This window comes from Mesorhizobium sp. B3-2-1, from assembly GCF_006439515.1.
GTDB lineage: Bacteria > Pseudomonadota > Alphaproteobacteria > Rhizobiales > Rhizobiaceae > Mesorhizobium.
Window position 1 is genome coordinate 68,390 of record NZ_VFTI01000018.1, and the last position, 19,734, is coordinate 88,123.

The following is a 19,734-nucleotide window of genomic DNA, read 5'->3' on the forward strand; positions in this document are numbered from 1 at the left end:
CGGCGAACAGTATATGGAGGACGACCGAAGTTGAAATGCCCCAGGGCGAAGCCTCGTCCCGAAGCGTGACGACCACCGGGCCACGCAAACCGGTTATTCCCGCTCTTTGCGCAGCTTTGCCCAGTAGTCGAGCCGCTTTCTAATATCGCGCTCGAAACCACGCTCGGGCGGATCGTAGAAGGTTTGTCGACCCATCTTCTCGGGAAAATAGTCCTGGCCTGAAAAGGCGTCCGGCTCATCATGGTCGTAACGGTAGCCGGCGCCGTAATCCTCCTCTTTCATCAGCTTGGTCGGCGCGTTGAGGATGTGCTTCGGCGGCAGCAGCGAGCCATGTTCCTTCGCGGCCCGCGTAGCTGCCTTGAAAGCCGTATAGACGGCGTTGGATTTCGGCGCGGTGGCGAGATAGACAGTGGCCTCGGCGAAAGCGAGTTCGCCCTCCGGAGAGCCGAGATAGTCATAGGCATCCTTGGCGGCGTTGGCGACGACCAGTGCCTGCGGATCGGCCAGCCCGATGTCCTCCATCGCCATGCGCACCAGCCGGCGGCCGAGATAGAGCGGATCCTCGCCGGCATCGAACATGCGCGCGAGATAGTAGAGTGCGGCATCCGGATCCGAGCCGCGCACCGACTTGTGCAGCGCCGAGATCAGATTGTAGTGGCCGTCCTGGCCCTTGTCGTAGATCGGCGCGCGGCGCTGCACGATGCGCTGCAGCCCCTCGGGATCGAATATCTCGCCAGGCTTGGCCGCACGCCAGACTTCCTCGGCCAGCGTTAGCGATGCGCGTCCGTCGCCATCGCTCATGCGGATCAGCATCGCCCGCGCCTCGTCATCGAGCGGCAGCGCCCTGCCCTCGGTCTCCTCCGCCCGCGTCATCAGCTTGGCGATGCTGTCTTCGCCGAGCGAATGAAAGACCATGACCCGCGCGCGCGACAACAAGGCCGCGTTGAGTTCGAAGGACGGGTTTTCAGTCGTGGCGCCGACCAGGACAACCGTTCCATCCTCCATGACGGGAAGAAAAGAATCCTGCTGGGCACGGTTGAAGCGGTGAATCTCGTCGACGAAGAGGAGGGTTTGGCGGCCGTTGGCGCGGCGCAGCTTGGCCGCCTCGAACACCTTCTTCAGATCGGCGACGCCGGAAAAGACGGCGGATATCTGCTCGAACGCAAGGCTGGTCTCGCCGGCAAGCAATCGCGCCACCGTGGTCTTGCCGGTGCCGGGCGGCCCCCAGAAGATCATCGAGCCCAGCGAACCGGAGCCGATCAGCCGGGTCAGCGCGCCGTCGGGACCCGTCAGATGCTCCTGGCCGACGACCTCGCCAAGGTTCTTCGGACGCAACCTGTCGGCCAGCGGCCGCCCGGGCGACACCTTTTCCGGTTCGTCAACGCTGAACAGATCGGCCATGCACTTCTTTTAGGTTTGGAGCGCGATCCTTCAGGGGATCGAACTCAGTAACGCAACACCTGGCGTAGTATCTGCCCACCGCGCTCGACGGTAAAGCGCCACCAGCGCGTATCCTGCTGGGCTACCTGCGCCAGGACAGCTGCCGTATCGATAGTCGTACCGTTGACCTCGCGCACGATGTCGCCCGGCTGGAAGCCGAAATCGGCGGCCGGCGAATCACGGTTGATGTCGATCACGGTCACGCCCTTGAGATCGGTCCGCAGGCCGAGTTTCTGGGCAAGCCGCGGCGACAGTTCCGAGACCTTGGCGCCAGAGAACGGGCTGCGGCCATGCAGCGTCACTTCCGAGGCTTTCGCACCCTCCGGCGCACGCTCCAGCGCGATATCCATCGCTGCCTGCTGGCCCTTGGTCAGGATCGCGAAATTCGCCTTGGTGCCGATCGACAGCGTCGCCATGCGATAGTCCAGCGCCTCGATGCTCTCGACCGGCTTGCCGTTGATCTGCAGCACGACATCGCCGGGCTTCAGCCCTGCCTTGCCGGCGGGACCCGTCGCGTCGACCGAGGAGACCAGCGCTCCGGTCGGTTTTTCCATGCCGAGCGATTCGGCGATCTGCGGTGTCACCGCTTCGAACTCGGCGCCGATATAGGGGCGTTCGAAGAAATCGAGACCGGCTTTGGCGGCATCGGCAAAAGCCCGCACCATGTTGGCGGGGATGGCAAAGCCGATACCGATCGAGCCGCCGCTGCGGCTGTAGATGGCGGTGTTGATGCCGACGAGCTGGCCGCCCATGTTGATCAGCGCACCGCCGGAATTGCCGGGATTGATGGCGGCGTCGGTCTGGATGAAATAGCCCGAATCCGAGACGCCGATATGGCTGCGCGCAAGCGCGGAAACGATGCCGCTGGTGGTGGTCTGGCCAACGCCGAAGGGATTGCCGATGGCCAGCACCAGGTCGCCCACCTCGAGCGCGTCGGAATCGCCGATGGCGATCACCGGGAACGGTTTGTCGGACTCGATCTTGAGCACGGCAAGGTCGAGCGTCTCATCCTTCAGCATCACCTTGCTGGTGAATTCGCGGCCGTCGGCGGTCGCCACCTTCACCTCGTCGGCGTCCTTGATGACGTGGAAATTGGTGACGATGACACCGCTCGGATCGACCAGCACGCCCGAGCCCAGCGAAGACTGCGCGCGCGGCTGGGCACGGCCGAAAAACTCCTCGAAGAAGGGGTCGCCTTCAAAGGGTGACGTCACCTTGGCCGTCTGCGAGGCATAGACGTTGACCACGGCGGGCGCCGTCTGCTTGACCAGCGGCGCGAAGGAAAGCTGGACCTCCTCGCGGCCGAACGGCACGCGCTTGTCCGGGCCGGAAGTGGCATTCTCGCCTTCGACGCCATGCAGCAAGTCGGTCAGCACATCGGAGAGCCCGGGATCGGCTGGCTTGGCGGCGTCCTCGGCCAGCGCCTGCCGGACTGCCGGTGCGGCTGCGAACACCATGAAGGCGCAGAGCAGAACAAGGGACAGTCTTTTGGCGCGCATTGCGAATCCTCCAAGCGAGTTCGGGCGCATTGTCCCGACGAATGTGCAAAATGAAAGGCTAAGCCGCTGAAATCCGATTATTTTAAGCAGCAAAGCAGCTACAGTTGGGCTTGAACATGAAAACCTTCGTTGGCCCCCATGAAAAAACAACTCCTGTCATTCCGTGACTTTTTGAAGACCGGCAAATTGGGTCCAGTCTCCCCCGGCATGACAATGGCCGAGATCGCTGCGGTGCTCGGCGCGCCTGAGCACGCCGATCCGAATTACTGGACGTTCGGAAAGCTCGAAATCTCATTTGATGGTGAGGCACCTTACCAGATGAATTGGTTCCAAATCGAGGAGGCCGGTTACCTGAAAGGCGACGTGGAGGTTCTCGCTGATGGCCTTGCGCTTTCCCTGGATGGGTTCAGTGGAAAGACAAAGGCATCGAAATTTCTGGGTGTTGGCCTTTGGACCGCGGATCAGGCCAAGGTTTTCTATGCACCTTGCGATGATAGTATCCTGCTGAACATCTGCGCCGGACCAATTCAGATGCACTTTCGCGTTGATGCCGACTTCACCGGCGACCAAAACGCCGAAACATATTTAAACAGTTCCGTCATATCGCAATTGATAGCCGAGATCGATTCCCGAGCCATCCTCGACAGTATCTATTCATATCCTTACCCGAAGACCGAGATGGTACCGGGTTCGTTCAATTGGAAGCTGTTGAGCGGCAGCCAATACCTGACTCTGTCCGCTGGACAACCAACACCGGCGAACGGAAAAGGGGCCCGCGGGCCCCTTTGAATTCAATCTGAAAAGTCGAAACCTTATGCGGCCGCGGCTTCGTCCGTGCCTTCCGCCTCGAGGCGGGCGCGGTCGCCGGCGCCCTTGGCGTCGGTGTCGCGGTCGACGAACTCGATGACCGCCATCGCGGCATTGTCGCCGTGACGGAAGCCCGCCTTCATGATGCGCAAATAGCCGCCGTTGCGGGTGGCATAGCGCGGGGCGATGGTGTCGAACAGGCGCTTGACGACGCCTTCATTGCCTATCTGGGCGATCACCTGGCGGCGGGCGTGCAGGTCGCCGCGCTTGCCGAGCGTCACCAGCTTCTCGACGATCGGACGCAGGTCCTTCGCCTTCGGCAAGGTGGTGACGATCTGCTCGTGTTCGAGCAGCGACACCGCCAGGTTGGCGAACATCGACTTGCGGTGGCTTATGCTGCGGGCGAAGCGGCGGCCTTTGAAACCGTGGCGCATGGCTCTTTTCCTTCTTCAGTTGTTCAAGAGGCCACGGCCTCTGATGGTTTTCCGCACGACCGTCGGATCGAGCGGCTCACGCCGCCGATCCTTGGAGTTCATGCTCAATATTGGTCTTCGTAACGTTTTGCGAGGTCTTCGATATTTTCCGGCGGCCAGTCCGGCACTTCCATACCGAGGTGCAGGCCCATCGCCGCCAGCACTTCCTTGATCTCGTTCAGCGACTTGCGGCCGAAGTTCGGGGTGCGCAGCATCTCGGCTTCGGTCTTCTGGATGAGATCGCCGATGTAGACGATGTTGTCGTTCTTCAGGCAGTTGGCCGAACGCACCGAAAGCTCGAGCTCGTCGACCTTCTTGAGCAGCGCCGGATTGAAGGCGAGTTCGGTGACGGCTTCCGCGGCGACTTCCTTCTGCGGCTCGTCGAAGTTGACGAACAGGCCAAGCTGATCCTGCAGGATGCGGGCGGCGAAAGCCACCGCGTCCTCGCCCGAGATCGAACCGTCGGTCTCGATGGTCATGGTCAGCTTGTCATAGTCGAGAACCTGGCCCTCGCGGGTGTTCTCGACCTTGTAGGAGACCTTCTTGACCGGCGAATAGAGGCTGTCGACGGGAATCAGGCCAATCGGCGCGTCCTCGGCGCGGTTGCGCTCGGCCGGCACGTAGCCCTTGCCGGTGTCGACGGTGAATTCCATGCGGATTTCAGCGCCTTCGTCCAGCGTGCAGATGACGTGGTCGGGGTTGAGGATCTCGACATCGCCAACCGTCTGGATGTCGCCGGCGAGAACCGCGCCCGGGCCCTGCTTGCGCACGACCATGCGCTTGGGGCCATCGCCTTCCATGCGGATGGCGATTTCCTTGATGTTGAGGACGATGTCGGTCACGTCCTCGCGCACACCGGCGATGGACGAGAATTCATGCAGAACGCCGTCGATCTGCACGGCGGTGACGGCCGCACCGCGCAGCGAAGACAGAAGCACGCGGCGCAGCGCGTTGCCGAGCGTGAGACCAAAGCCACGCTCGAGCGGCTCGGCGACCAGCGTGGTCAGCGTCTTCTTCTTCGACGAGAACTCGATCTTGTTCGGCTTGATCAGTTCCTGCCAATTTTTCTGGATCATGATGCTTTCCTTCCGTTGACCCGCCACCATCCAATCGTGGCGGGCGACCTGGAATACCGTGGAGGAACGCTCTGGGCGCTCACACGGCGTTCGATAGTGTTAGACGCGGCGCTTCTTGCGCGGGCGGCAGCCATTGTGCGGGATCGGCGTCACATCACGGATCGAGGTGATGGTGAAGCCGGCCGCCTGCAGGGCGCGCAGCGCCGATTCGCGACCGGAGCCTGGTCCGCAGACCTCGACTTCGAGCATGCGCATGCCGTGTTCCTGGGCCTTCTTGGCAACGTCCTCGGCAGCCATCTGGGCGGCGAACGGGGTCGACTTGCGCGAACCCTTGAAGCCCTGGGCACCGGCCGACGACCAGGCGATCGAATTGCCCTGCGCGTCGGTGATGGTGATCATCGTGTTGTTGAAGGTCGAATTGACGTGGGCAACGCCCGACGAGATGTTCTTGCGTTCGCGGCGGCGAACACGTGCGGCTTCCTTGGCCATGGTAGTCCTTTCAATTGATCTCTACACCGCCGTAATGCCAGCGGCTCCACCTGGAAAAGTGAGCAGTGAATTAGTGAGTAGTGACAGTGCAGGCGTCAACGCCGCAATCCACTACCCACTACCAGCTACTCACTCTCTTACTTCTTCTTGCCGGCGATCGATTTGGCCGGGCCCTTGCGGGTACGAGCATTGGTATGGGTGCGCTGACCGCGAACCGGCAGCGAGCGGCGATGACGCAGACCGCGGTAGCAGCCGAGATCCATCAGGCGCTTGATGTTCATCGACACTTCGCGGCGCAGGTCGCCTTCGACCTGGTAATCGCGGTCGATGGTCTCGCGGATCTGCAGCACTTCCGCGTCGGTCAACTGGTTGACGCGGCGCTCGGCCGGGATGCCGACCTTGTCGACGATCTCCTGGGCGAACTTCTTGCCAATGCCGTGAATGTACTGAAGCGCGATGACGACGCGCTTGTTGGTCGGAATGTTGACGCCGGCTATACGAGCCATGTTCTTCTCTTCTCCATATGGGCCGGCCACCCCTCGAAAACAAGGCAGATCCAGCGCTGTCCACATTGCCCCGCGTCCGGTGGAGGCCGGCCCTTGCGGGAGTTTCCAGTTCAAAGCGACTACCTTGCCCTTGCGGACAAGCAAAGTGCGCATCTGACAGGAAGACGGGCCGCCATACCGCAGCGAACCGTCTCCGTCAAGCTCAATCTTTAAATTCCCTTACCGCGCCTTTGTAGCCGCCGCGAGCACGGCTTCGATCTCGGCTGTTACCGCGTCGATACTAGCCATGCCGTCCACAGTCTTGAGCTTGCCCTTGGCGTAATAGTAGCCGGTCAGCGGAGCGGTCTTCTTGTAGTATTCCCGCAGGCGCTCTTCGAACACAGCCGGATTGTCGTCCTTGCGCACCGGCTGGCCGGCCGCCTTGGCATCATCGGCGCGCTTGACGATCCGGCCGACCAGGGCCCTGTCGTCGACGACGAGTTCGACAACCGTGTCGAGGCCGATGCCACGCTCCGAGAGCATCGATTCAACCGCATCGGCCTGCACCAGCGTACGCGGGTAGCCGTCGAGGATAAACCCCCTGGCGCAGTCGGCCTGATCGATACGCTCGGCGACGATGGCGTTGACGATGGCGTCGGAGACCAGCTCGCCGGCATCCATCACCGCCTTGGCACGCTTGCCGACCTCGGTACCCGCCTGGACGGCAGCACGCAGCATGTCACCCGTCGAGAGCTGGGGTATGCCGTGTTTTTCTACCAGTCTTTGTGCTTGTGTCCCCTTGCCCGCCCCCGGCGGCCCAAGCAAAATCAACCTCATCTGGCTTTCTTCCCCCCGCGCAGCTTCGACTTCTTGATCAGCCCTTCATACTGGTGCGCGATCAGGTGACCCTGAATCTGCGCAACCGTATCGAGCGTGACACTGACCACGATCAGAAGCGATGTGCCACCGAGGTAGAATGGTACGCCAGTCGCCGAGATCAGGAACTCCGGCAGCAGGCACACCAGCACCAGATAGATGGCGCCGACGACGGTGATGCGGGTGAGAACGTAATCGATGTAATCGGCGGTGCGCTCGCCCGGCCGGTAGCCCGGGATGAAGCCCGAATGCTTCTTGAGCTGGTCGGCGGTGTCCTTCGGGTTGAAGACAATCGCAGTGTAGAAGAAGGCGAAGAACACGATCATCGCCGCGTAGAATGCCATGTAGAGCGGCTGGCCGTGGCCGAGCGAGGCCAGGATGGTGCTGGCCCAGGCCGGCATGTTGGTCGCCTGCGAGAAACCGGCGACGGTCGCCGGCAGCAAGAGCAGCGACGACGCGAAGATCGGCGGGATGACGCCCGACGTGTTGAGCTTGAGCGGCAGGTGCGAGGTATCGCCCTGGAACATGCGATTGCCGACTTGGCGCTTCGGATACTGGATCAGCAGGCGGCGCTGAGCCCGCTCGAAGAAGACGATGAGCGCGATGACGACAATGGCCAGCACGATGATCGCCAGGATCAGGCCGGTCGACAGCGCGCCGGTGCGGCCGAGTTCCAGTGTCCCCGATATGGCGCGCGGCAGGCCGGCGACGATGCCGGAGAAGATGATCAGCGAAATGCCGTTGCCGATGCCGCGCGCGGTGATCTGTTCGCCGAGCCACATCAGGAACATGGTGCCGCCGACCAGCGTGACGACGGTCGAGAGACGGAAGAACATGCCGGGATCATTGACGATGCCGTTGCCGTTCTCCAGTCCCACCGAAATACCATAGGCCTGCACGAGCGCCAGGAGCACGGTGCCGTAGCGCGTATATTGGTTGATGACCTTGCGGCCCTGTTCGCCTTCCTTCTTCAGTGCTTCCAGCGAGGGAATGACCGAGGTCATCAGCTGCATGATGATGGAGGCGGAGATATAGGGCATGATGCCGAGCGCGAAGATCGCCATGCGCTGCACGGCACCGCCGGCGAACATGTTGAACATGCCGAGCACGCCCTTGCTCTGCGAGGAGAAGGCATGGGCGAAGGCGTCGGGATTGATCCCGGGAAGCGGGATGTAGGTGCCGAGACGGTAGACGAGCAACGCGCCGATGGTGAACCAGATTCGTTTCTTCAGGTCCTCCGCCTTGGCGAAGGCCGAGAAATTCAGATTCGAGGCTAGTTGTTCAGCAGCCGAAGCCATGCCTGATTCTCCGCTTGGTAACGCTTGATGGCCCGTGGGGTCAGGCGGTGCGTTTCACCGAAGCTCACGAGATAAGCTCCGGGCTGTAAACATGCAAGCGGCCGCGTTGACGCGGCCGCTAAATTGAGCAGATCAAAGCGCGATCGAAAGCAAAAACGAATGCCACTCTTGCCGGCCGCGCTTCAAATTGCCGTTACTCGGCAGCTGCCTTTTCCGGCAGCTTGACCGAACCGCCGGCCTTTTCGATCTTCTCGATCGCGGCCTTGGAGGCGCCGGCGACGTCGAAGGCGAGCTTGGCCTTGAGTTCGCCATCGGACAACACGCGCACGCCATCCTTGACGCGACGGATGACGCCGGCAGCGACAAGCGCCTCGGCCGTCACGGTTGCCTTGACGTCAAGCTTCTTGGCATCGACGGCTTCCTGAATGCGGGCCAGCGACACGACAACGAAGCTCTTGGCGAAGATGTTGTTGAAGCCACGCTTCGGCAGGCGCCGATAGAGCGGCATCTGGCCACCCTCGAAGCCGTTGACGGCAACGCCGGAGCGCGCCTTCTGGCCCTTGACGCCGCGACCGGCGGTCTTGCCCGAACCGGAGCCGATACCGCGGCCGAGACGCTTCTTGGAGTGCGTCGCGCCGTCCTTGTCACGCAGATCGTTGAGTTTCATCTTGCTTCTCCTGCGCTTTGGCTCAGCCCTCGTCCACGACGCGGACGAGATGCTGGACGGCAGCGATCATGCCGCGCACGGAGGGCGTATCTTCCAGCGTGCGCTGCTTGTGCATCTTGTTGAGGCCGAGGCCGACCAGCGTCGCGCGCTGTTCCTTCGGACGGCGGATCGGCGAGCCGATCTGCTCAACGGTGATGGTCTTGGTTGCTTTCTTGGCCATGGTCAAAATCCCTGGTCAGATCGACTATTCTTCAGCCGCAACGGCGGTGCCGCGGCGGGCCTGAAGGGTCGAATACTTGATGCCGCGCGCAGCAGCCACATCCTTGGGATGCATCTGGCTCTTCAGCGCGTCGAAGGTGGCGCGAACCATGTTGTAGGGGTTCGACGAACCCATCGACTTGGCGACCACGTCATGCATGCCGAGCGTCTCGAAGACGGCGCGCATCGGGCCGCCGGCGATGATGCCGGTACCCTGCTTGGCGGCGCGCAGCAGCACGCGGCCCGCACCCCAGCGTCCTTCGACGTCGTGATGCAGCGTGCGGCCCGAGCGCAGCGGCACGAAGATCATGTCGCGCTTGGCCGATTCGGTCGCCTTGCGGATGGCTTCCGGCACTTCGCGCGCCTTGCCGTGACCGAAGCCGACACGGCCCTTCTGGTCGCCGACGACGACGAGTGCGGCGAAGCCGAAGCGGCGGCCACCCTTGACGACCTTGGCGACGCGATTGATGTGGACGAGCTTGTCCACCATGCCATCGTCGCGCTCTTCACGCTCGCGGCCGCGGCCGCCTTCCCTACGTTCCTGTGCCATATCCTGTTCCTTGTTCTTTTCCGGAAGCACGGGTTGCTGATTGCTGACGCCACTTTTGGGTCGTCAGCGGTGAACTTCTCCTTTGCATGATCTTGTCCGAAAAGTCTGCAACTTTTCGGGATCATGCATTAGAAGCTGAGACCGCCTTCGCGGGCTGCCTCGGCCAGCGCCTTGACGCGGCCGTGATAGATGTACGGGCCACGATCGAAGACGACCTCCTTGACGCCGGCCTTGGCGGCGCGCTCGGCGATCAGCTTGCCGATCGCGGCCGCCGCGGCGGTGTCGGCGCCGGTCTTGAGCGAACCCTTGAGGTCCTTCTCGAGCGTCGAGGCGGCAGCGATGGTGTGCCCCTTGGCGTCGTCGATCACCTGGACATAGATGTTTTTCGACGTGCGGTGCACCGAAAGACGCGGACGTTCGCCGGCGACTTTCTTGATCTGGCGACGGACGCGTTGCGCACGGCGCTGGATGGCTTCCTTGGTACCCATGATGTCTTCCTTGCCTTCAAAAAACGGGGGCCGCCATATGCGGTAGGCGAAACGCCTCCCGCGACCGCTCCCCGCGGCGTTACACTTCCGTGGCTTGGCCGGGTCCGAAAAGTCCGCGACTTTTCAGGGCCAAGCCGACTACTTCTTCTTGCCTTCCTTGCGGACGATCTTCTCGCCGGCGTAACGGACACCCTTGCCCTTGTAAGGCTCGGGACCGCGGTATTCGCGGATCTCCGCGGCAACCTGGCCGACCTGCTGCTTGTCGATGCCGGCCACGGTGATTTCGGTCGGCTTCGGCACGGTGATCGTGATGCCGGCAGGCGTCTCGTAGACGACATCGTGGCTGAAGCCAAGAGCCAGCTGCAGGTTCTTACCCTGCAAGGCAGCGCGATAGCCGACGCCGGTGATCTCGAGCTTCTTCTCGAAACCGTCCTTGACACCCTGCAGGATGTTGACGATCTGCGTGCGCGACATGCCCCACTTGGAGCGGGCAGTCTTGGTCTGGTCGCGCGGCTGGACAGCGATCTCGCTGCCTTCCATCTTGACCAGCACTTCGTCGTTCACCACGAACTTCAGCTCGCCCTTGGGGCCCTTCGCCGTCACGGTCTGGCCGTTGACGGTCGCGGTCACGCCCTGCGGCAGCGAAACGGGTTTCTTTCCAATACGAGACATTTTGTTGTCCTCGTCACTTCTCTTGTTTCAGGTCTCTGTCTTCGGAACGATCCGCAGACCGGATTCCAATTTGCGGTGAGCTGCCAGATCAAAAGATCTGGCAGAGGATCTCGCCGCCGACGTTCTGCTCGCGTGCTTCGTGGTCGGCCATCACGCCCTTCGGTGTCGAAAGGATGGCGATCCCGAGGCCGTTGGCGACGTGCGGGATCGACTTGGCCGAAACGTAAACGCGGCGGCCGGGCTTCGAAACGCGGGCTATTTCGCGCACGACCGGAGCACCGTCGAAATACTTCAGCTCGATTTCGATTTCGGACTTGCCGTTGTCGAAGTCGGTCTGGCTGTAATCGCGGATATAGCCTTCAGCCTTCAGCACGTCGAGGACACGGGTGCGCAGACGCGAGGCCGGCGTCGAGACACTCGACTTCTTGCGGCCATAGGCGTTGCGGATGCGGGTCAGCATATCGCCGAGAGGATCGCTCAATGACATGTTATGTCCTCCTTACCAGCTCGACTTGACCAGGCCCGGGATCTGGCCGTTATTGCCGAGATCCCGAAGCGCGATGCGCGATACTTTGAGCTTGCGATAGTAGGCGCGCGGACGGCCGGTGACTTCGCAGCGGTTGCGGATGCGGATCTTGGCCGAGTTGCGCGGCAGGGCAGCAAGCTTCAGCTGAGCGCGGAAGCGCTCTTCCATCGGCTTGGACTGATCCATGATGATCGCCTTCAGCGCGGCGCGCTTGGGACCGTACTGGTCGGCAAGCTTGCGGCGCCTGTTGTTCTTCTCGACTGAGCTGGTCTTTGCCATTTCAGATTTTTCCTTTTCTCGCTGCCGTTACTGGCGGAAGGGGAAGTTGAAAGCCTTGAGCAAAGCCCTGGCTTCGTCATCCGTCTTCGCAGTCGTACAAACGATGACGTCCATGCCCCAGATCTGATCAACCTTGTCGTAGTTGATCTCCGGAAACACGATGTGTTCCTTGATGCCCATGGCGTAGTTGCCACGGCCATCGAAGCTCTTGGGGTTCAGTCCGCGGAAGTCGCGGACGCGCGGCAGCGCGATGTTCACGAGGCGGTCGAGGAACTCGTACATACGTTCCTTGCGCAGCGTGACTTTGGCGCCGATCGGCATGTTCTCGCGGACCTTGAAGCCAGCGATCGAATTGCGAGCGCGGGTGACGACGGCCTTCTGGCCGGCGATCATCGCCAGGTCCTCGGCCGCGACCGAAGGCTTCTTCGAATCGGCGGTCGCTTCGCCGACACCCATGTTCAGCACGATCTTGTCGAGGCGCGGAACCTGCATGTCGTTGTCGTAGCCGAACTGCTCCTGCAGCGCCTTGCGAATGGTCTCGTTATAGACCTGCTTGAGGCGCGGCGTGTTGTTGGCAGTCGCCTGCTTGGTTTGAGCCTTAGCCATTGATGACTTCTCCCGAGCGCTTGGCGACGCGCACCTTCTTGCCGTCCTTCTGGAAGATGAATCCGACACGGGTCGGCTTGCCATCCTTCGGGTCGGCCAGCGCGATGTTCGACAGCTGGATCGGCGCTTCCTTGGTGATGATCCCGCCCTCTTGGGACTGGGACTGCTTCTGGTGACGACGGATCATGTTGACGCCGCGCACCAGCGCGGTGTCATCCTTCGGCTGAACCGAGAGGACTTCGCCCGAACGGCCCTTGTCCTTGCCGGCCAGCACGACGACCTTGTCGCCTTTTCTAATCTTTTGCATTGGTCCGGCTCCTTACAGCACTTCAGGCGCGAGCGAGATGATCTTCATGTGGTTCTTGGCGCGGAGTTCGCGCGGAACCGGTCCGAAGATACGCGTGCCGATCGGCTCTTTCTTGTTGTCGACGAGAACGGCCGCGTTCTTGTCGAAACGGATCACGCTGCCGTCCGGGCGGCGGATGTCCTTGGCCGTGCGAACCACGACCGCCTTCATCACATCGCCCTTCTTAACGCGGCCGCGCGGAATGGCTTCCTTGATCGACACCACGATGATGTCGCCCACGGAAGCGTATTTCCGCTTCGAGCCGCCCAGCACCTTGATGCACATGACACGACGCGCGCCGGAATTATCCGCCACGTCGAGGTTTGTTTGCATCTGAATCATGACTGGCCGCCTTCTTCTTTTCTAACGGGACGGGCTCGAAGCCCCTCCCCGGTCTGTCCAAAATTCGTTGTTTACGCCCAGAGGTCAGGCTTGGTCCGAGGACACGACGATCCAGCGCTTGTCCTTGGAAATCGGCTTCGATTCCTGGATGAACACCTGATCGCCGACCTTGTGGGCGTTGTTCTCGTCGTGCGCCTTGTACTTCTTGGTCATGCGCACGGTCTTCTTCATCACGGGATGCGTGAAGCGCCGTTCGACCTTGACGACAACCGTCTTCTCGTTCTTGTCGCTGACGACGGTGCCCTGCAGAATGCGCTTTGGCATGGTTTTCGTCCTTAAGCCTTCTTGGCCGCGGACTTTTCCGCAGCGATGGTCTTGATACGCGCAATGTCCTTGCGAACCTGCCTCACGCGCGCGGTCTTCTCGAGCTGGCCGGTGGCCTTCTGGAAGCGCAGGTTGAACTGCTCCTTCTTCAGGCTGGCCAGGTCGTCGGTCAGCTGGTCCTGGGTCTTGGTCCGGATGTCTTCGGCTTTCATGATCAGCCCGTCCTTATTCTGCGATGCGCTGTACGAAGCGCGTCCTGACCGAGAGCTTGGCCGCGCCGAGACGCAGCGCCTCACGGGCGGTTTCTTCATTGACGCCGTCGATCTCGAACATGATGCGGCCCGGCTTGACGCGCGCGGCCCAGTAGTCGACCGCGCCCTTGCCCTTGCCCATGCGGACTTCGGTCGGCTTCGAGGTGACCGGCACATCCGGGAAAATACGGATCCAGACGCGGCCAGCGCGCTTCATTTCGCGAGTGATCGCGCGGCGGGCCGCCTCGATCTCACGCGCGGTGACGCGGTTCGGCTCAAGCGCCTTCAGCCCGAAACCACCGAAATCCAGGTTGGTGCCGCCCTTTGCGGTACCATGGATACGGCCCTTGAACTGCTTGCGGAACTTTGTGCGCTTTGGCTGCAGCATCGTTCTAACTCCAAATTCCTAAATGTCTCAGGCGTTTTCGCGACGACGACCGCGTTCGCGATCACCACCACCGCCATGCGCAGCATCACCCTCGGTCGCACGACGCTCCGAAGCCATCGGATCGTGCTCGAGGATCTCGCCCTTGAATACCCAGACCTTGACGCCGCAAATGCCGTAGGCCGTATTCGCCTCGGCCGTGCCGTAGTCGACATCGGCGCGCAGCGTATGCAGCGGCACGCGACCTTCACGATACCATTCCATGCGCGCGATCTCGGCGCCGCCAAGGCGGCCGGCGCAGTTGATGCGGATGCCTTCGGCACCGAGGCGCATGGCCGACTGCACGGCACGCTTCATGGCGCGGCGGAACGCGATGCGGCGCTCGAGCTGCTGGGCGATCGACTGGGCGACCAGGGTCGCGTCGATTTCCGGCTTGCGCACTTCGACGATGTTGAGGTGCGTCTCGGACTTCGTCATCTCCATCAGCTTCTTGCGAAGCTTCTCGATGTCGGCGCCCTTCTTGCCGATGATCAGACCCGGGCGCGCGGCATGGATGGTGACGCGGCACTTCTTGTGCGGACGCTCGATCACGACCTTCGAGATGGCAGCCTGCTTGAGCTCCTTCTCAAGATACTTGCGGATCTTGATGTCCTCGTGCAGCAGCTTGCCGTACTCGCCGGTGTTCGCGAACCAGCGCGAATCCCAGGTGCGGTTGATGCCGAGGCGAAGACCGATCGGATTGACTTTCTGGCCCATTATGCGGCCTCCCCTTTTTCTTCGACTTCACGAACGACGATCGTGAGGTGCGAGAACGGCTTCTCGATACGGCTGGCGCGACCACGGCCACGAGCGTGGAACCGCTTCATGACGATCGACTTGCCGACATAGGCTTCCGCCACGATCAGTGCATCGACGTCGAGGTCGTGGTTGTTTTCCGCGTTGGCGATTGCCGATTCCAGCGTCTTCTTGACCGTGCCGGAAATCCGCTTGGCCGAGAATTCGAGATCGGAAAGCGCTGTCGCGACCTTCTTGCCGCGGATCAGCGCGGCAACCAGGTTCAGCTTCTGCGGGCTGATACGGATCGTGCGCAACACGGCGCGCGCTTCGTTGTCAGCAAGCCTGCGCGGAGCTTTGGCCTTGCCCATGATTATTTCCTCTTCGCCTTCTTATCCGCGCCGTGACCGTAATAGGTCCGCGTCGGAGCGAATTCACCGAACTTGTGACCGACCATGTCCTCGTTCACCGCGACGGGAACATGCTTCTGGCCGTTGTAGACACCGAAGGTGAAGCCGACGAACTGCGGCAGGATGGTGGAGCGACGGCTCCACATCTTGATCACCTCATTGCGACCACCTTCACGAACCTTGTCCACCTTCTTGAGAAGGTAGCCGTCGATGAAGGGGCCTTTCCAAATAGAACGAGTCACTTGGCGTTACCTCTTCTTAGCTCTTGCGCTGATGGCGCGAGCGCAGGATGAACTTGTCGGTCGCCTTGTTGGACCGCGTCTTCTTGCCTTTGGTCGGCTTGCCCCACGGGCTGACCGGATGACGGCCACCAGAGGTGCGGCCTTCGCCGCCGCCATGCGGGTGGTCGACCGGGTTCATGGTCACGCCGCGATTGTGCGGACGCTTGCCACGCCAAACCGTGCGGCCGGCCTTGCCGTCGTTGATGTTGCCGTGGTCCGGATTGGACACGGCACCGACGGTGGCCATGCAGGAGCCGTGAACGACACGCTGCTCGCCCGAGTTGAGGCGCAGGATCGCCATACCCTGGTCGCGGCCGACCAGCTGGCCGTAACCACCTGCCGACCGGGCGACCTGGGCGCCTTTGCCTGGCTTCAGCTCGATGTTGTGGACGATGGTGCCGACCGGCATCGAGGCCAACGGCATCGCATTGCCCGGCTTCACGTCGACCGCTTCGCCGGCCACGATCTTGTCGCCGGGAGCCAGACGCTGCGGAGCGATGATGTAGGACAGCTCACCGTCATCATACTTGATCAGCGCGATGAAGGCGGTGCGGTTCGGATCATATTCGATGCGCTCGACCGTGCCGACAACGTCGAACTTGCGGCGCTTGAAGTCGATGATGCGGTACGAACGCTTGTGACCGCCGCCGATGAAGCGGGCCGTGATGCGGCCGTGATTGTTGCGGCCGCCCGACTTGGTCAGGCCTTCGGTCAGGCCCTTGACGGGCTTGCCCTTGTAGAGACCCGAGCGGTCGACGATGACCAGCTGGCGGGTGCTCGGCGTTATCGGGTTGAATTTCTTAAGTGCCATTGTCCTGTCCTCGCGGCCTTGCTCAGAGACCCGTCGCGACGTCGATCGACTGGCCGTCGGCCAGCGTCACGATCGCCTTCTTGACGTCGCTCTGGCGGCCGATCGTGCCGCGGAAGCGCTTGATCTTGCCCTTGCGGACAAGCGTGTTCACGGCCATCACCTTGACGCCGAACAGCGCTTCGACGGCGGCCTTGATTTCTGGCTTCGACGCCTTCTTGGCGACGTTGAAGACGACCTGGTTCTGCTCGGAGGCCATGGTCGACTTTTCGGTGATCGCCGGCGAGACGATCACGTCGTAGTGACGAAGGTCGGTCATTTAAAGCGCTCCTCGAGAGCCTCGACGGCGGCCTTCGAAAGGACCAGCGTGCCGCGGCGCAGAATGTCGTAGACGTTGATGCCCTGGATGGGCAGCACGTCGATGTTGGGGATGTTGGTGGCTGCCAGCTTGAAGTTCTTGTCAAGCTCGGCGCCGCCAATCACCAAGGCGTTGGTCAGGCCCAGCGTCGCGAAATTCGCGATCAGCGCCTTCGTCTTGGCCTCGGTCAGCTTCAACTCGTCGATGATGATGATCGACGCGCTCTTGGCCTTGGCCGAGAGAGCATGCTTGAGGCCAAGCGCACGAACCTTCTTGGGCAGTTCGTGCTCATGGCTGCGAACGACCGGGCCGTGGGCCTTGCCGCCGCCGCGGAACTGCGGAGCGCGTGCCGAGTGGTGACGAGCGCGGCCCGTACCCTTCTGCTTGTACATTTTGGCGCCGGTGCGCGCGATTTCGGCGCGGCCCTTGGCCTTGTGCGTGCCCTGCTGCTTCTTGGCAAGCTGCCAGCGCACGACGCGCTGCAGGATGTCCTCGCGCGGATCAAGGCCGAAAATTCCGTCGGAAAGTTCCACCTTGCCGGCGTCTTTACCGCCGAGCGTTGTGATCTTGAGATCCATTATTCCGCTCCCTCTGTGGCCGGAGCCTCGTTCTTCGCAGCTGCCGCAACAGCGCGGATCGCGGCGGGCTTCGGCGCATTGGCCGGCAGCGCCACCTTGGCCGCGTCGCGGACCAGGATCCAGGCGCCCTTCGATCCGGGAACCGCTCCGCGGATCAGGATCAGGCCGCGGTCGGCGTCGGTCGAGACGATCTCGACATTCTGCGTGGTGACGCGGGTGTCGCCCATGTGGCCAGCCATATGCTTGCCCTTGAACACCTTGCCCGGGTCCTGACGCTGGCCAGTCGAACCGTGTGTACGGTGCGAGACCGAGTTACCGTGCGTCGCGCGGCCACCACCCATGTGGTGGCGCTTGATGACGCCCTGGAAACCCTTGCCGATCGTCGTGCCCGTCACATCGACCTTCTGGCCGGCGACAAAGTGCTCGACGGTGATCTCGGCGCCAACGTCGATCATGTTGTCGGCGGAGACGCGGAACTCGGCAACCTTCGCCTTCGGCTCGACGGAAGCGGTCGCGAAATGGCCGCGCATCGCCTTCGACGTGTTCTTCACCTTGGCGAGGCCAACGCCGAGCTGAACGGCAGTGTAGCCATTCTTCTCCTGCGTGCGCTGTGCCACGACCTGGCAGTTCTCCATCTGGAGAACGGTGACGGGAACATGTTCCCCGGCATCATTATAGATGCGGGTCATTCCCACCTTCTTTGCAATCACACCTGAACGCATCGGTTCAATTCCTTTAGAGTTCCGGGCCAGGGACACCGCCCCTTACCGCGCTCTCATTCCCTTAGAGCTTGATCTCGACGTCGACGCCGGCGGCCAGATCGAGCTTCATCAAAGCATCGACGGTCTGCGGGGTCGGATCGACGATGTCGAGCAGACGCTTGTGCGTGCGCATCTCGAACTGCTCGCGGCTCTTCTTGTCGACGTGGGGCGACCGGTTGACCGTGAACTTTTCGATCCGCGTCGGCAGCGGAATGGGGCCGCGGACGTTTGCACCAGTGCGCTTGGCCGTCGACACGATTTCCTTCGTCGAGGCGTCGAGCACGCGGTGGTCAAACGCCTTCAGGCGGATGCGGATATTCTGTCCGTTCATGCGTCACTTCCTTGTTCTGGCGCGGCGCGGGCAACTCCGGCGCCCGCGACAGATCGGTTTAAGTCCAAATTACTCTTTGATGGTGACGACGATGCCGGCACCGACGGTGCGGCCGCCTTCACGGATGGCGAAGCGCAGCTTCTCTTCCATGGCGATCGGCACGATCAGCTCGACATCGACCGTGATGTTGTCGCCAGGCATCACCATCTCGGTGCCTTCCGGCAGCGACACGATGCCGGTCACGTCGGTCGTGCGGAAGTAGAACTGCGGACGGTAGTTGGTGAAGAACGGCGTGTGACGGCCACCTTCGTCCTTGGTCAGGATGTAGGCTTCGGCCACGAACTTCTTGTGCGGCTTCACCGTGCCGGGCTTGGCCAGAACCTGGCCGCGCTCGACACCTTCACGGTCGACACCGCGCAGCAGCGCGCCGATGTTGTCGCCAGCCTGGCCCTGATCGAGCAGCTTGCGGAACATTTCCACACCCGTGCAGGTCGTCTTGGTCGTCGGACGGATGCCGATGATTTCCAGCTCCTCGCCGACCTTGACCACGCCGCGCTCGACGCGGCCGGTCACGACCGTGCCACGGCCCGAGATCGAGAACACGTCCTCGATCGGCATCAGGAACGGCTTGTCGAGCGGACGAACCGGCGTCGGGATGTAGGCGTCGACCTGAGCCATCAGCTCGCGGATCGCGTCCTCGCCGATCGTCTTGTTCGAATCCTCGAGCGCTGCCAGCGCCGAACCCTTGACGATCGGAATGTCGTCGCCGGGGAATTCGTTCTTCGACAGCAATTCGCGAACCTCGAGCTCGACCAGTTCGAGCAGCTCGGCGTCGTCAACCTGGTCGACCTTGTTCAGGAACACCACGATCGACGGCACGCCGACCTGACGGGCAAGCAGGATGTGCTCGCGGGTCTGCGGCATCGGGCCGTCGGCGGCCGACACCACCAGGATCGCGCCGTCCATCTGCGCGGCACCGGTGATCATGTTCTTCACATAGTCGGCGTGGCCGGGGCAGTCGACATGCGCGTAGTGGCGGTTGGCCGTCTCGTATTCGACGTGAGCCGTCGAGATCGTGATGCCGCGCGCCTTCTCTTCCGGCGCCGCGTCGATCTGGTCATAGCGCTTGTATTCGCCAAAATACTTGGTGATCGCAGCCGTCAGCGACGTCTTGCCATGGTCAACGTGACCAATCGTGCCGATGTTCACATGAGGCTTAGTGCGCTCGAATTTACCTTTTGCCATGTGATGTCTCCATTTCCTGCTCGCCCATGCGGGCTTTGAATTGCGTTACCG

General features: G+C 62.0%; 31 protein-coding genes. 1 reads left to right on the top strand and 30 read right to left on the bottom strand.

What is annotated here, in order from left to right:
• Positions 1 to 93 precede the first annotated feature (93 nt).
• A complete protein-coding gene (locus FJW08_RS19300; protein ID WP_140811892.1) occupies positions 94 to 1,401 on the bottom strand; it encodes a replication-associated recombination protein A in 1,308 nt (435 codons plus the stop codon).
• Between the two features lie 44 nt (positions 1,402 to 1,445).
• Positions 1,446 to 2,939, bottom strand: coding sequence for a DegQ family serine endoprotease (locus FJW08_RS19305; protein ID WP_140792842.1), 1,494 nt, complete (start codon positions 2,937 to 2,939; stop codon positions 1,446 to 1,448).
• A gap of 138 nt (positions 2,940 to 3,077) precedes the next feature.
• On the opposite strand from FJW08_RS19305, the gene FJW08_RS19310 reads away from it, so the two are divergent.
• Positions 3,078 to 3,728 carry a hypothetical protein gene (locus tag FJW08_RS19310; RefSeq protein WP_140811893.1) on the top strand — a complete coding sequence of 217 codons (651 nt, stop codon included), beginning with the start codon at positions 3,078 to 3,080 and terminating at the stop codon, positions 3,726 to 3,728.
• A 23-nt stretch (positions 3,729 to 3,751) separates the two neighbouring features.
• Here FJW08_RS19310 and rplQ read toward each other — a convergent pair whose 3' ends face one another.
• From rplQ to tuf, 28 genes are all read right to left on the bottom strand, one after another.
• Complete coding sequence (rplQ, locus tag FJW08_RS19315) at positions 3,752 to 4,180, bottom strand: 50S ribosomal protein L17 (protein ID WP_127279754.1); 429 nt, start codon at positions 4,178 to 4,180, stop codon at positions 3,752 to 3,754.
• A 104-nt stretch (positions 4,181 to 4,284) separates the two neighbouring features.
• Positions 4,285 to 5,295 carry a DNA-directed RNA polymerase subunit alpha gene (locus tag FJW08_RS19320; RefSeq protein ID WP_006205443.1) on the bottom strand — a complete coding sequence of 337 codons (1,011 nt, stop codon included), beginning with the start codon at positions 5,293 to 5,295 and terminating at the stop codon, positions 4,285 to 4,287.
• A gap of 99 nt (positions 5,296 to 5,394) precedes the next feature.
• Positions 5,395 to 5,784 (bottom strand): 30S ribosomal protein S11, encoded by a 390-nt coding sequence (rpsK, locus tag FJW08_RS19325; protein WP_006205444.1) that lies wholly within the window; start codon positions 5,782 to 5,784, stop codon positions 5,395 to 5,397.
• A 137-nt stretch (positions 5,785 to 5,921) separates the two neighbouring features.
• Positions 5,922 to 6,290 (bottom strand): 30S ribosomal protein S13, encoded by a 369-nt coding sequence (gene rpsM / locus FJW08_RS19330; RefSeq protein WP_006205445.1) that lies wholly within the window; start codon positions 6,288 to 6,290, stop codon positions 5,922 to 5,924.
• 219 nt (positions 6,291 to 6,509) lie between these two features.
• Positions 6,510 to 7,106 (bottom strand): adenylate kinase, encoded by a 597-nt coding sequence (locus FJW08_RS19335; protein ID WP_140758600.1) that lies wholly within the window; start codon positions 7,104 to 7,106, stop codon positions 6,510 to 6,512.
• Entirely contained in the window at positions 7,103 to 8,443 is a 1,341-nt protein-coding gene (gene secY / locus FJW08_RS19340; protein WP_140758599.1) for a preprotein translocase subunit SecY, read from the bottom strand. Before secY ends, FJW08_RS19335 begins: the two co-directional genes overlap by 4 nt.
• 193 nt (positions 8,444 to 8,636) lie before the next feature.
• On the bottom strand, positions 8,637 to 9,110 hold the full coding sequence (rplO, locus tag FJW08_RS19345; protein WP_140758598.1) for a 50S ribosomal protein L15: 474 nt from the start codon (positions 9,108 to 9,110) through the stop codon (positions 8,637 to 8,639).
• A gap of 22 nt (positions 9,111 to 9,132) precedes the next feature.
• On the bottom strand, positions 9,133 to 9,330 hold the full coding sequence (rpmD, locus tag FJW08_RS19350; RefSeq protein ID WP_006205449.1) for a 50S ribosomal protein L30: 198 nt from the start codon (positions 9,328 to 9,330) through the stop codon (positions 9,133 to 9,135).
• A 24-nt stretch (positions 9,331 to 9,354) separates the two neighbouring features.
• Positions 9,355 to 9,918: a 30S ribosomal protein S5 gene (gene rpsE, locus FJW08_RS19355; protein ID WP_032933400.1), complete on the bottom strand. Its 564-nt coding sequence runs from the start codon at positions 9,916 to 9,918 to the stop codon at positions 9,355 to 9,357.
• Between the two features lie 128 nt (positions 9,919 to 10,046).
• On the bottom strand, positions 10,047 to 10,406 hold the full coding sequence (gene rplR, locus FJW08_RS19360) for a 50S ribosomal protein L18 (RefSeq protein ID WP_140505212.1): 360 nt from the start codon (positions 10,404 to 10,406) through the stop codon (positions 10,047 to 10,049).
• A 138-nt stretch (positions 10,407 to 10,544) separates the two neighbouring features.
• On the bottom strand, positions 10,545 to 11,078 hold the full coding sequence (rplF, locus tag FJW08_RS19365) for a 50S ribosomal protein L6 (RefSeq protein ID WP_013895694.1): 534 nt from the start codon (positions 11,076 to 11,078) through the stop codon (positions 10,545 to 10,547).
• Between the two features lie 88 nt (positions 11,079 to 11,166).
• On the bottom strand, positions 11,167 to 11,565 hold the full coding sequence (gene rpsH, locus FJW08_RS19370) for a 30S ribosomal protein S8 (RefSeq protein WP_006205453.1): 399 nt from the start codon (positions 11,563 to 11,565) through the stop codon (positions 11,167 to 11,169).
• A 12-nt stretch (positions 11,566 to 11,577) separates the two neighbouring features.
• The gene (rpsN, locus tag FJW08_RS19375; protein WP_010909282.1) at positions 11,578 to 11,883 is read right to left on the bottom strand and encodes a 30S ribosomal protein S14; all 306 of its coding nucleotides are present in this window, start codon (positions 11,881 to 11,883) and stop codon (positions 11,578 to 11,580) included.
• 27 nt (positions 11,884 to 11,910) lie between these two features.
• Complete coding sequence (rplE, locus tag FJW08_RS19380) at positions 11,911 to 12,489, bottom strand: 50S ribosomal protein L5 (protein WP_127278265.1); 579 nt, start codon at positions 12,487 to 12,489, stop codon at positions 11,911 to 11,913.
• The gene (rplX, locus tag FJW08_RS19385; RefSeq protein WP_006205456.1) at positions 12,482 to 12,796 is read right to left on the bottom strand and encodes a 50S ribosomal protein L24; all 315 of its coding nucleotides are present in this window, start codon (positions 12,794 to 12,796) and stop codon (positions 12,482 to 12,484) included. The genes rplE and rplX overlap by 8 nt, the downstream gene beginning before the upstream one ends.
• Before the next feature lie 12 nt (positions 12,797 to 12,808).
• Positions 12,809 to 13,177 (bottom strand): 50S ribosomal protein L14, encoded by a 369-nt coding sequence (gene rplN, locus FJW08_RS19390; protein ID WP_006205457.1) that lies wholly within the window; start codon positions 13,175 to 13,177, stop codon positions 12,809 to 12,811.
• A gap of 84 nt (positions 13,178 to 13,261) precedes the next feature.
• Positions 13,262 to 13,501: a 30S ribosomal protein S17 gene (gene rpsQ, locus FJW08_RS19395; RefSeq protein WP_010909280.1), complete on the bottom strand. Its 240-nt coding sequence runs from the start codon at positions 13,499 to 13,501 to the stop codon at positions 13,262 to 13,264.
• Between the two features lie 11 nt (positions 13,502 to 13,512).
• Positions 13,513 to 13,713, bottom strand: a complete 201-nt coding sequence (gene rpmC / locus FJW08_RS19400; RefSeq protein WP_006205459.1) for a 50S ribosomal protein L29 — start codon at positions 13,711 to 13,713, stop codon at positions 13,513 to 13,515.
• A 13-nt stretch (positions 13,714 to 13,726) separates the two neighbouring features.
• Entirely contained in the window at positions 13,727 to 14,140 is a 414-nt protein-coding gene (gene rplP, locus FJW08_RS19405; RefSeq protein ID WP_006205460.1) for a 50S ribosomal protein L16, read from the bottom strand.
• Between the two features lie 27 nt (positions 14,141 to 14,167).
• Complete coding sequence (rpsC, locus tag FJW08_RS19410) at positions 14,168 to 14,893, bottom strand: 30S ribosomal protein S3 (protein WP_013895697.1); 726 nt, start codon at positions 14,891 to 14,893, stop codon at positions 14,168 to 14,170.
• Entirely contained in the window at positions 14,893 to 15,282 is a 390-nt protein-coding gene (gene rplV / locus FJW08_RS19415; protein WP_006205462.1) for a 50S ribosomal protein L22, read from the bottom strand. Before rplV ends, rpsC begins: the two co-directional genes overlap by 1 nt.
• Positions 15,283 to 15,284: 2 nt before the next feature.
• Positions 15,285 to 15,563: a 30S ribosomal protein S19 gene (rpsS, locus tag FJW08_RS19420; RefSeq protein WP_027044977.1), complete on the bottom strand. Its 279-nt coding sequence runs from the start codon at positions 15,561 to 15,563 to the stop codon at positions 15,285 to 15,287.
• 16 nt (positions 15,564 to 15,579) lie between these two features.
• On the bottom strand, positions 15,580 to 16,413 hold the full coding sequence (gene rplB / locus FJW08_RS19425; protein ID WP_027145574.1) for a 50S ribosomal protein L2: 834 nt from the start codon (positions 16,411 to 16,413) through the stop codon (positions 15,580 to 15,582).
• A gap of 22 nt (positions 16,414 to 16,435) precedes the next feature.
• A complete protein-coding gene (locus FJW08_RS19430) occupies positions 16,436 to 16,729 on the bottom strand; it encodes a 50S ribosomal protein L23 (protein WP_010909275.1) in 294 nt (97 codons plus the stop codon).
• Complete coding sequence (gene rplD / locus FJW08_RS19435; RefSeq protein ID WP_015317984.1) at positions 16,726 to 17,346, bottom strand: 50S ribosomal protein L4; 621 nt, start codon at positions 17,344 to 17,346, stop codon at positions 16,726 to 16,728. Before rplD ends, FJW08_RS19430 begins: the two co-directional genes overlap by 4 nt.
• The gene (gene rplC, locus FJW08_RS19440; RefSeq protein WP_023757978.1) at positions 17,346 to 18,068 is read right to left on the bottom strand and encodes a 50S ribosomal protein L3; all 723 of its coding nucleotides are present in this window, start codon (positions 18,066 to 18,068) and stop codon (positions 17,346 to 17,348) included. Before rplC ends, rplD begins: the two co-directional genes overlap by 1 nt.
• 61 nt (positions 18,069 to 18,129) lie before the next feature.
• Complete coding sequence (gene rpsJ / locus FJW08_RS19445; RefSeq protein ID WP_010909272.1) at positions 18,130 to 18,438, bottom strand: 30S ribosomal protein S10; 309 nt, start codon at positions 18,436 to 18,438, stop codon at positions 18,130 to 18,132.
• A 69-nt stretch (positions 18,439 to 18,507) separates the two neighbouring features.
• On the bottom strand, positions 18,508 to 19,683 hold the full coding sequence (gene tuf / locus FJW08_RS19450) for an elongation factor Tu (RefSeq protein ID WP_013895701.1): 1,176 nt from the start codon (positions 19,681 to 19,683) through the stop codon (positions 18,508 to 18,510).
• Between the last annotated feature and the right edge of the window lie 51 nt (positions 19,684 to 19,734).

What these genes read in the sequence shown, in the direction of transcription:
- FJW08_RS19300 (WP_140811892.1), bottom strand. Translation starts at nt 1,401, where the DNA reads ATGGCCGATCTGTTCAGCGTTGACGAACCGGAAAAGGTGTCGCCCGGG.
- FJW08_RS19305 (WP_140792842.1), bottom strand. Translation starts at nt 2,939, where the DNA reads ATGCGCGCCAAAAGACTGTCCCTTGTTCTGCTCTGCGCCTTCATGGTG.
- FJW08_RS19310 (WP_140811893.1), top strand. Translation starts at nt 3,078, where the DNA reads ATGAAAAAACAACTCCTGTCATTCCGTGACTTTTTGAAGACCGGCAAA.
- rplQ (WP_127279754.1), bottom strand. Translation starts at nt 4,180, where the DNA reads ATGCGCCACGGTTTCAAAGGCCGCCGCTTCGCCCGCAGCATAAGCCAC.
- FJW08_RS19320 (WP_006205443.1), bottom strand. Translation starts at nt 5,295, where the DNA reads ATGATCCAGAAAAATTGGCAGGAACTGATCAAGCCGAACAAGATCGAG.
- rpsK (WP_006205444.1), bottom strand. Translation starts at nt 5,784, where the DNA reads ATGGCCAAGGAAGCCGCACGTGTTCGCCGCCGCGAACGCAAGAACATC.
- rpsM (WP_006205445.1), bottom strand. Translation starts at nt 6,290, where the DNA reads ATGGCTCGTATAGCCGGCGTCAACATTCCGACCAACAAGCGCGTCGTC.
- FJW08_RS19335 (WP_140758600.1), bottom strand. Translation starts at nt 7,106, where the DNA reads ATGAGGTTGATTTTGCTTGGGCCGCCGGGGGCGGGCAAGGGGACACAA.
- secY (WP_140758599.1), bottom strand. Translation starts at nt 8,443, where the DNA reads ATGGCTTCGGCTGCTGAACAACTAGCCTCGAATCTGAATTTCTCGGCC.
- rplO (WP_140758598.1), bottom strand. Translation starts at nt 9,110, where the DNA reads ATGAAACTCAACGATCTGCGTGACAAGGACGGCGCGACGCACTCCAAG.
- rpmD (WP_006205449.1), bottom strand. Translation starts at nt 9,330, where the DNA reads ATGGCCAAGAAAGCAACCAAGACCATCACCGTTGAGCAGATCGGCTCG.
- rpsE (WP_032933400.1), bottom strand. Translation starts at nt 9,918, where the DNA reads ATGGCACAGGAACGTAGGGAAGGCGGCCGCGGCCGCGAGCGTGAAGAG.
- rplR (WP_140505212.1), bottom strand. Translation starts at nt 10,406, where the DNA reads ATGGGTACCAAGGAAGCCATCCAGCGCCGTGCGCAACGCGTCCGTCGC.
- rplF (WP_013895694.1), bottom strand. Translation starts at nt 11,078, where the DNA reads ATGTCTCGTATTGGAAAGAAACCCGTTTCGCTGCCGCAGGGCGTGACC.
- rpsH (WP_006205453.1), bottom strand. Translation starts at nt 11,565, where the DNA reads ATGTCATTGAGCGATCCTCTCGGCGATATGCTGACCCGCATCCGCAAC.
- rpsN (WP_010909282.1), bottom strand. Translation starts at nt 11,883, where the DNA reads ATGGCAAAGACCAGCTCAGTCGAGAAGAACAACAGGCGCCGCAAGCTT.
- rplE (WP_127278265.1), bottom strand. Translation starts at nt 12,489, where the DNA reads ATGGCTAAGGCTCAAACCAAGCAGGCGACTGCCAACAACACGCCGCGC.
- rplX (WP_006205456.1), bottom strand. Translation starts at nt 12,796, where the DNA reads ATGCAAAAGATTAGAAAAGGCGACAAGGTCGTCGTGCTGGCCGGCAAG.
- rplN (WP_006205457.1), bottom strand. Translation starts at nt 13,177, where the DNA reads ATGATTCAGATGCAAACAAACCTCGACGTGGCGGATAATTCCGGCGCG.
- rpsQ (WP_010909280.1), bottom strand. Translation starts at nt 13,501, where the DNA reads ATGCCAAAGCGCATTCTGCAGGGCACCGTCGTCAGCGACAAGAACGAG.
- rpmC (WP_006205459.1), bottom strand. Translation starts at nt 13,713, where the DNA reads ATGAAAGCCGAAGACATCCGGACCAAGACCCAGGACCAGCTGACCGAC.
- rplP (WP_006205460.1), bottom strand. Translation starts at nt 14,140, where the DNA reads ATGCTGCAGCCAAAGCGCACAAAGTTCCGCAAGCAGTTCAAGGGCCGT.
- rpsC (WP_013895697.1), bottom strand. Translation starts at nt 14,893, where the DNA reads ATGGGCCAGAAAGTCAATCCGATCGGTCTTCGCCTCGGCATCAACCGC.
- rplV (WP_006205462.1), bottom strand. Translation starts at nt 15,282, where the DNA reads ATGGGCAAGGCCAAAGCTCCGCGCAGGCTTGCTGACAACGAAGCGCGC.
- rplB (WP_027145574.1), bottom strand. Translation starts at nt 16,413, where the DNA reads ATGGCACTTAAGAAATTCAACCCGATAACGCCGAGCACCCGCCAGCTG.
- FJW08_RS19430 (WP_010909275.1), bottom strand. Translation starts at nt 16,729, where the DNA reads ATGACCGACCTTCGTCACTACGACGTGATCGTCTCGCCGGCGATCACC.
- rplD (WP_015317984.1), bottom strand. Translation starts at nt 17,346, where the DNA reads ATGGATCTCAAGATCACAACGCTCGGCGGTAAAGACGCCGGCAAGGTG.
- rplC (WP_023757978.1), bottom strand. Translation starts at nt 18,068, where the DNA reads ATGCGTTCAGGTGTGATTGCAAAGAAGGTGGGAATGACCCGCATCTAT.
- rpsJ (WP_010909272.1), bottom strand. Translation starts at nt 18,438, where the DNA reads ATGAACGGACAGAATATCCGCATCCGCCTGAAGGCGTTTGACCACCGC.
- tuf (WP_013895701.1), bottom strand. Translation starts at nt 19,683, where the DNA reads ATGGCAAAAGGTAAATTCGAGCGCACTAAGCCTCATGTGAACATCGGC.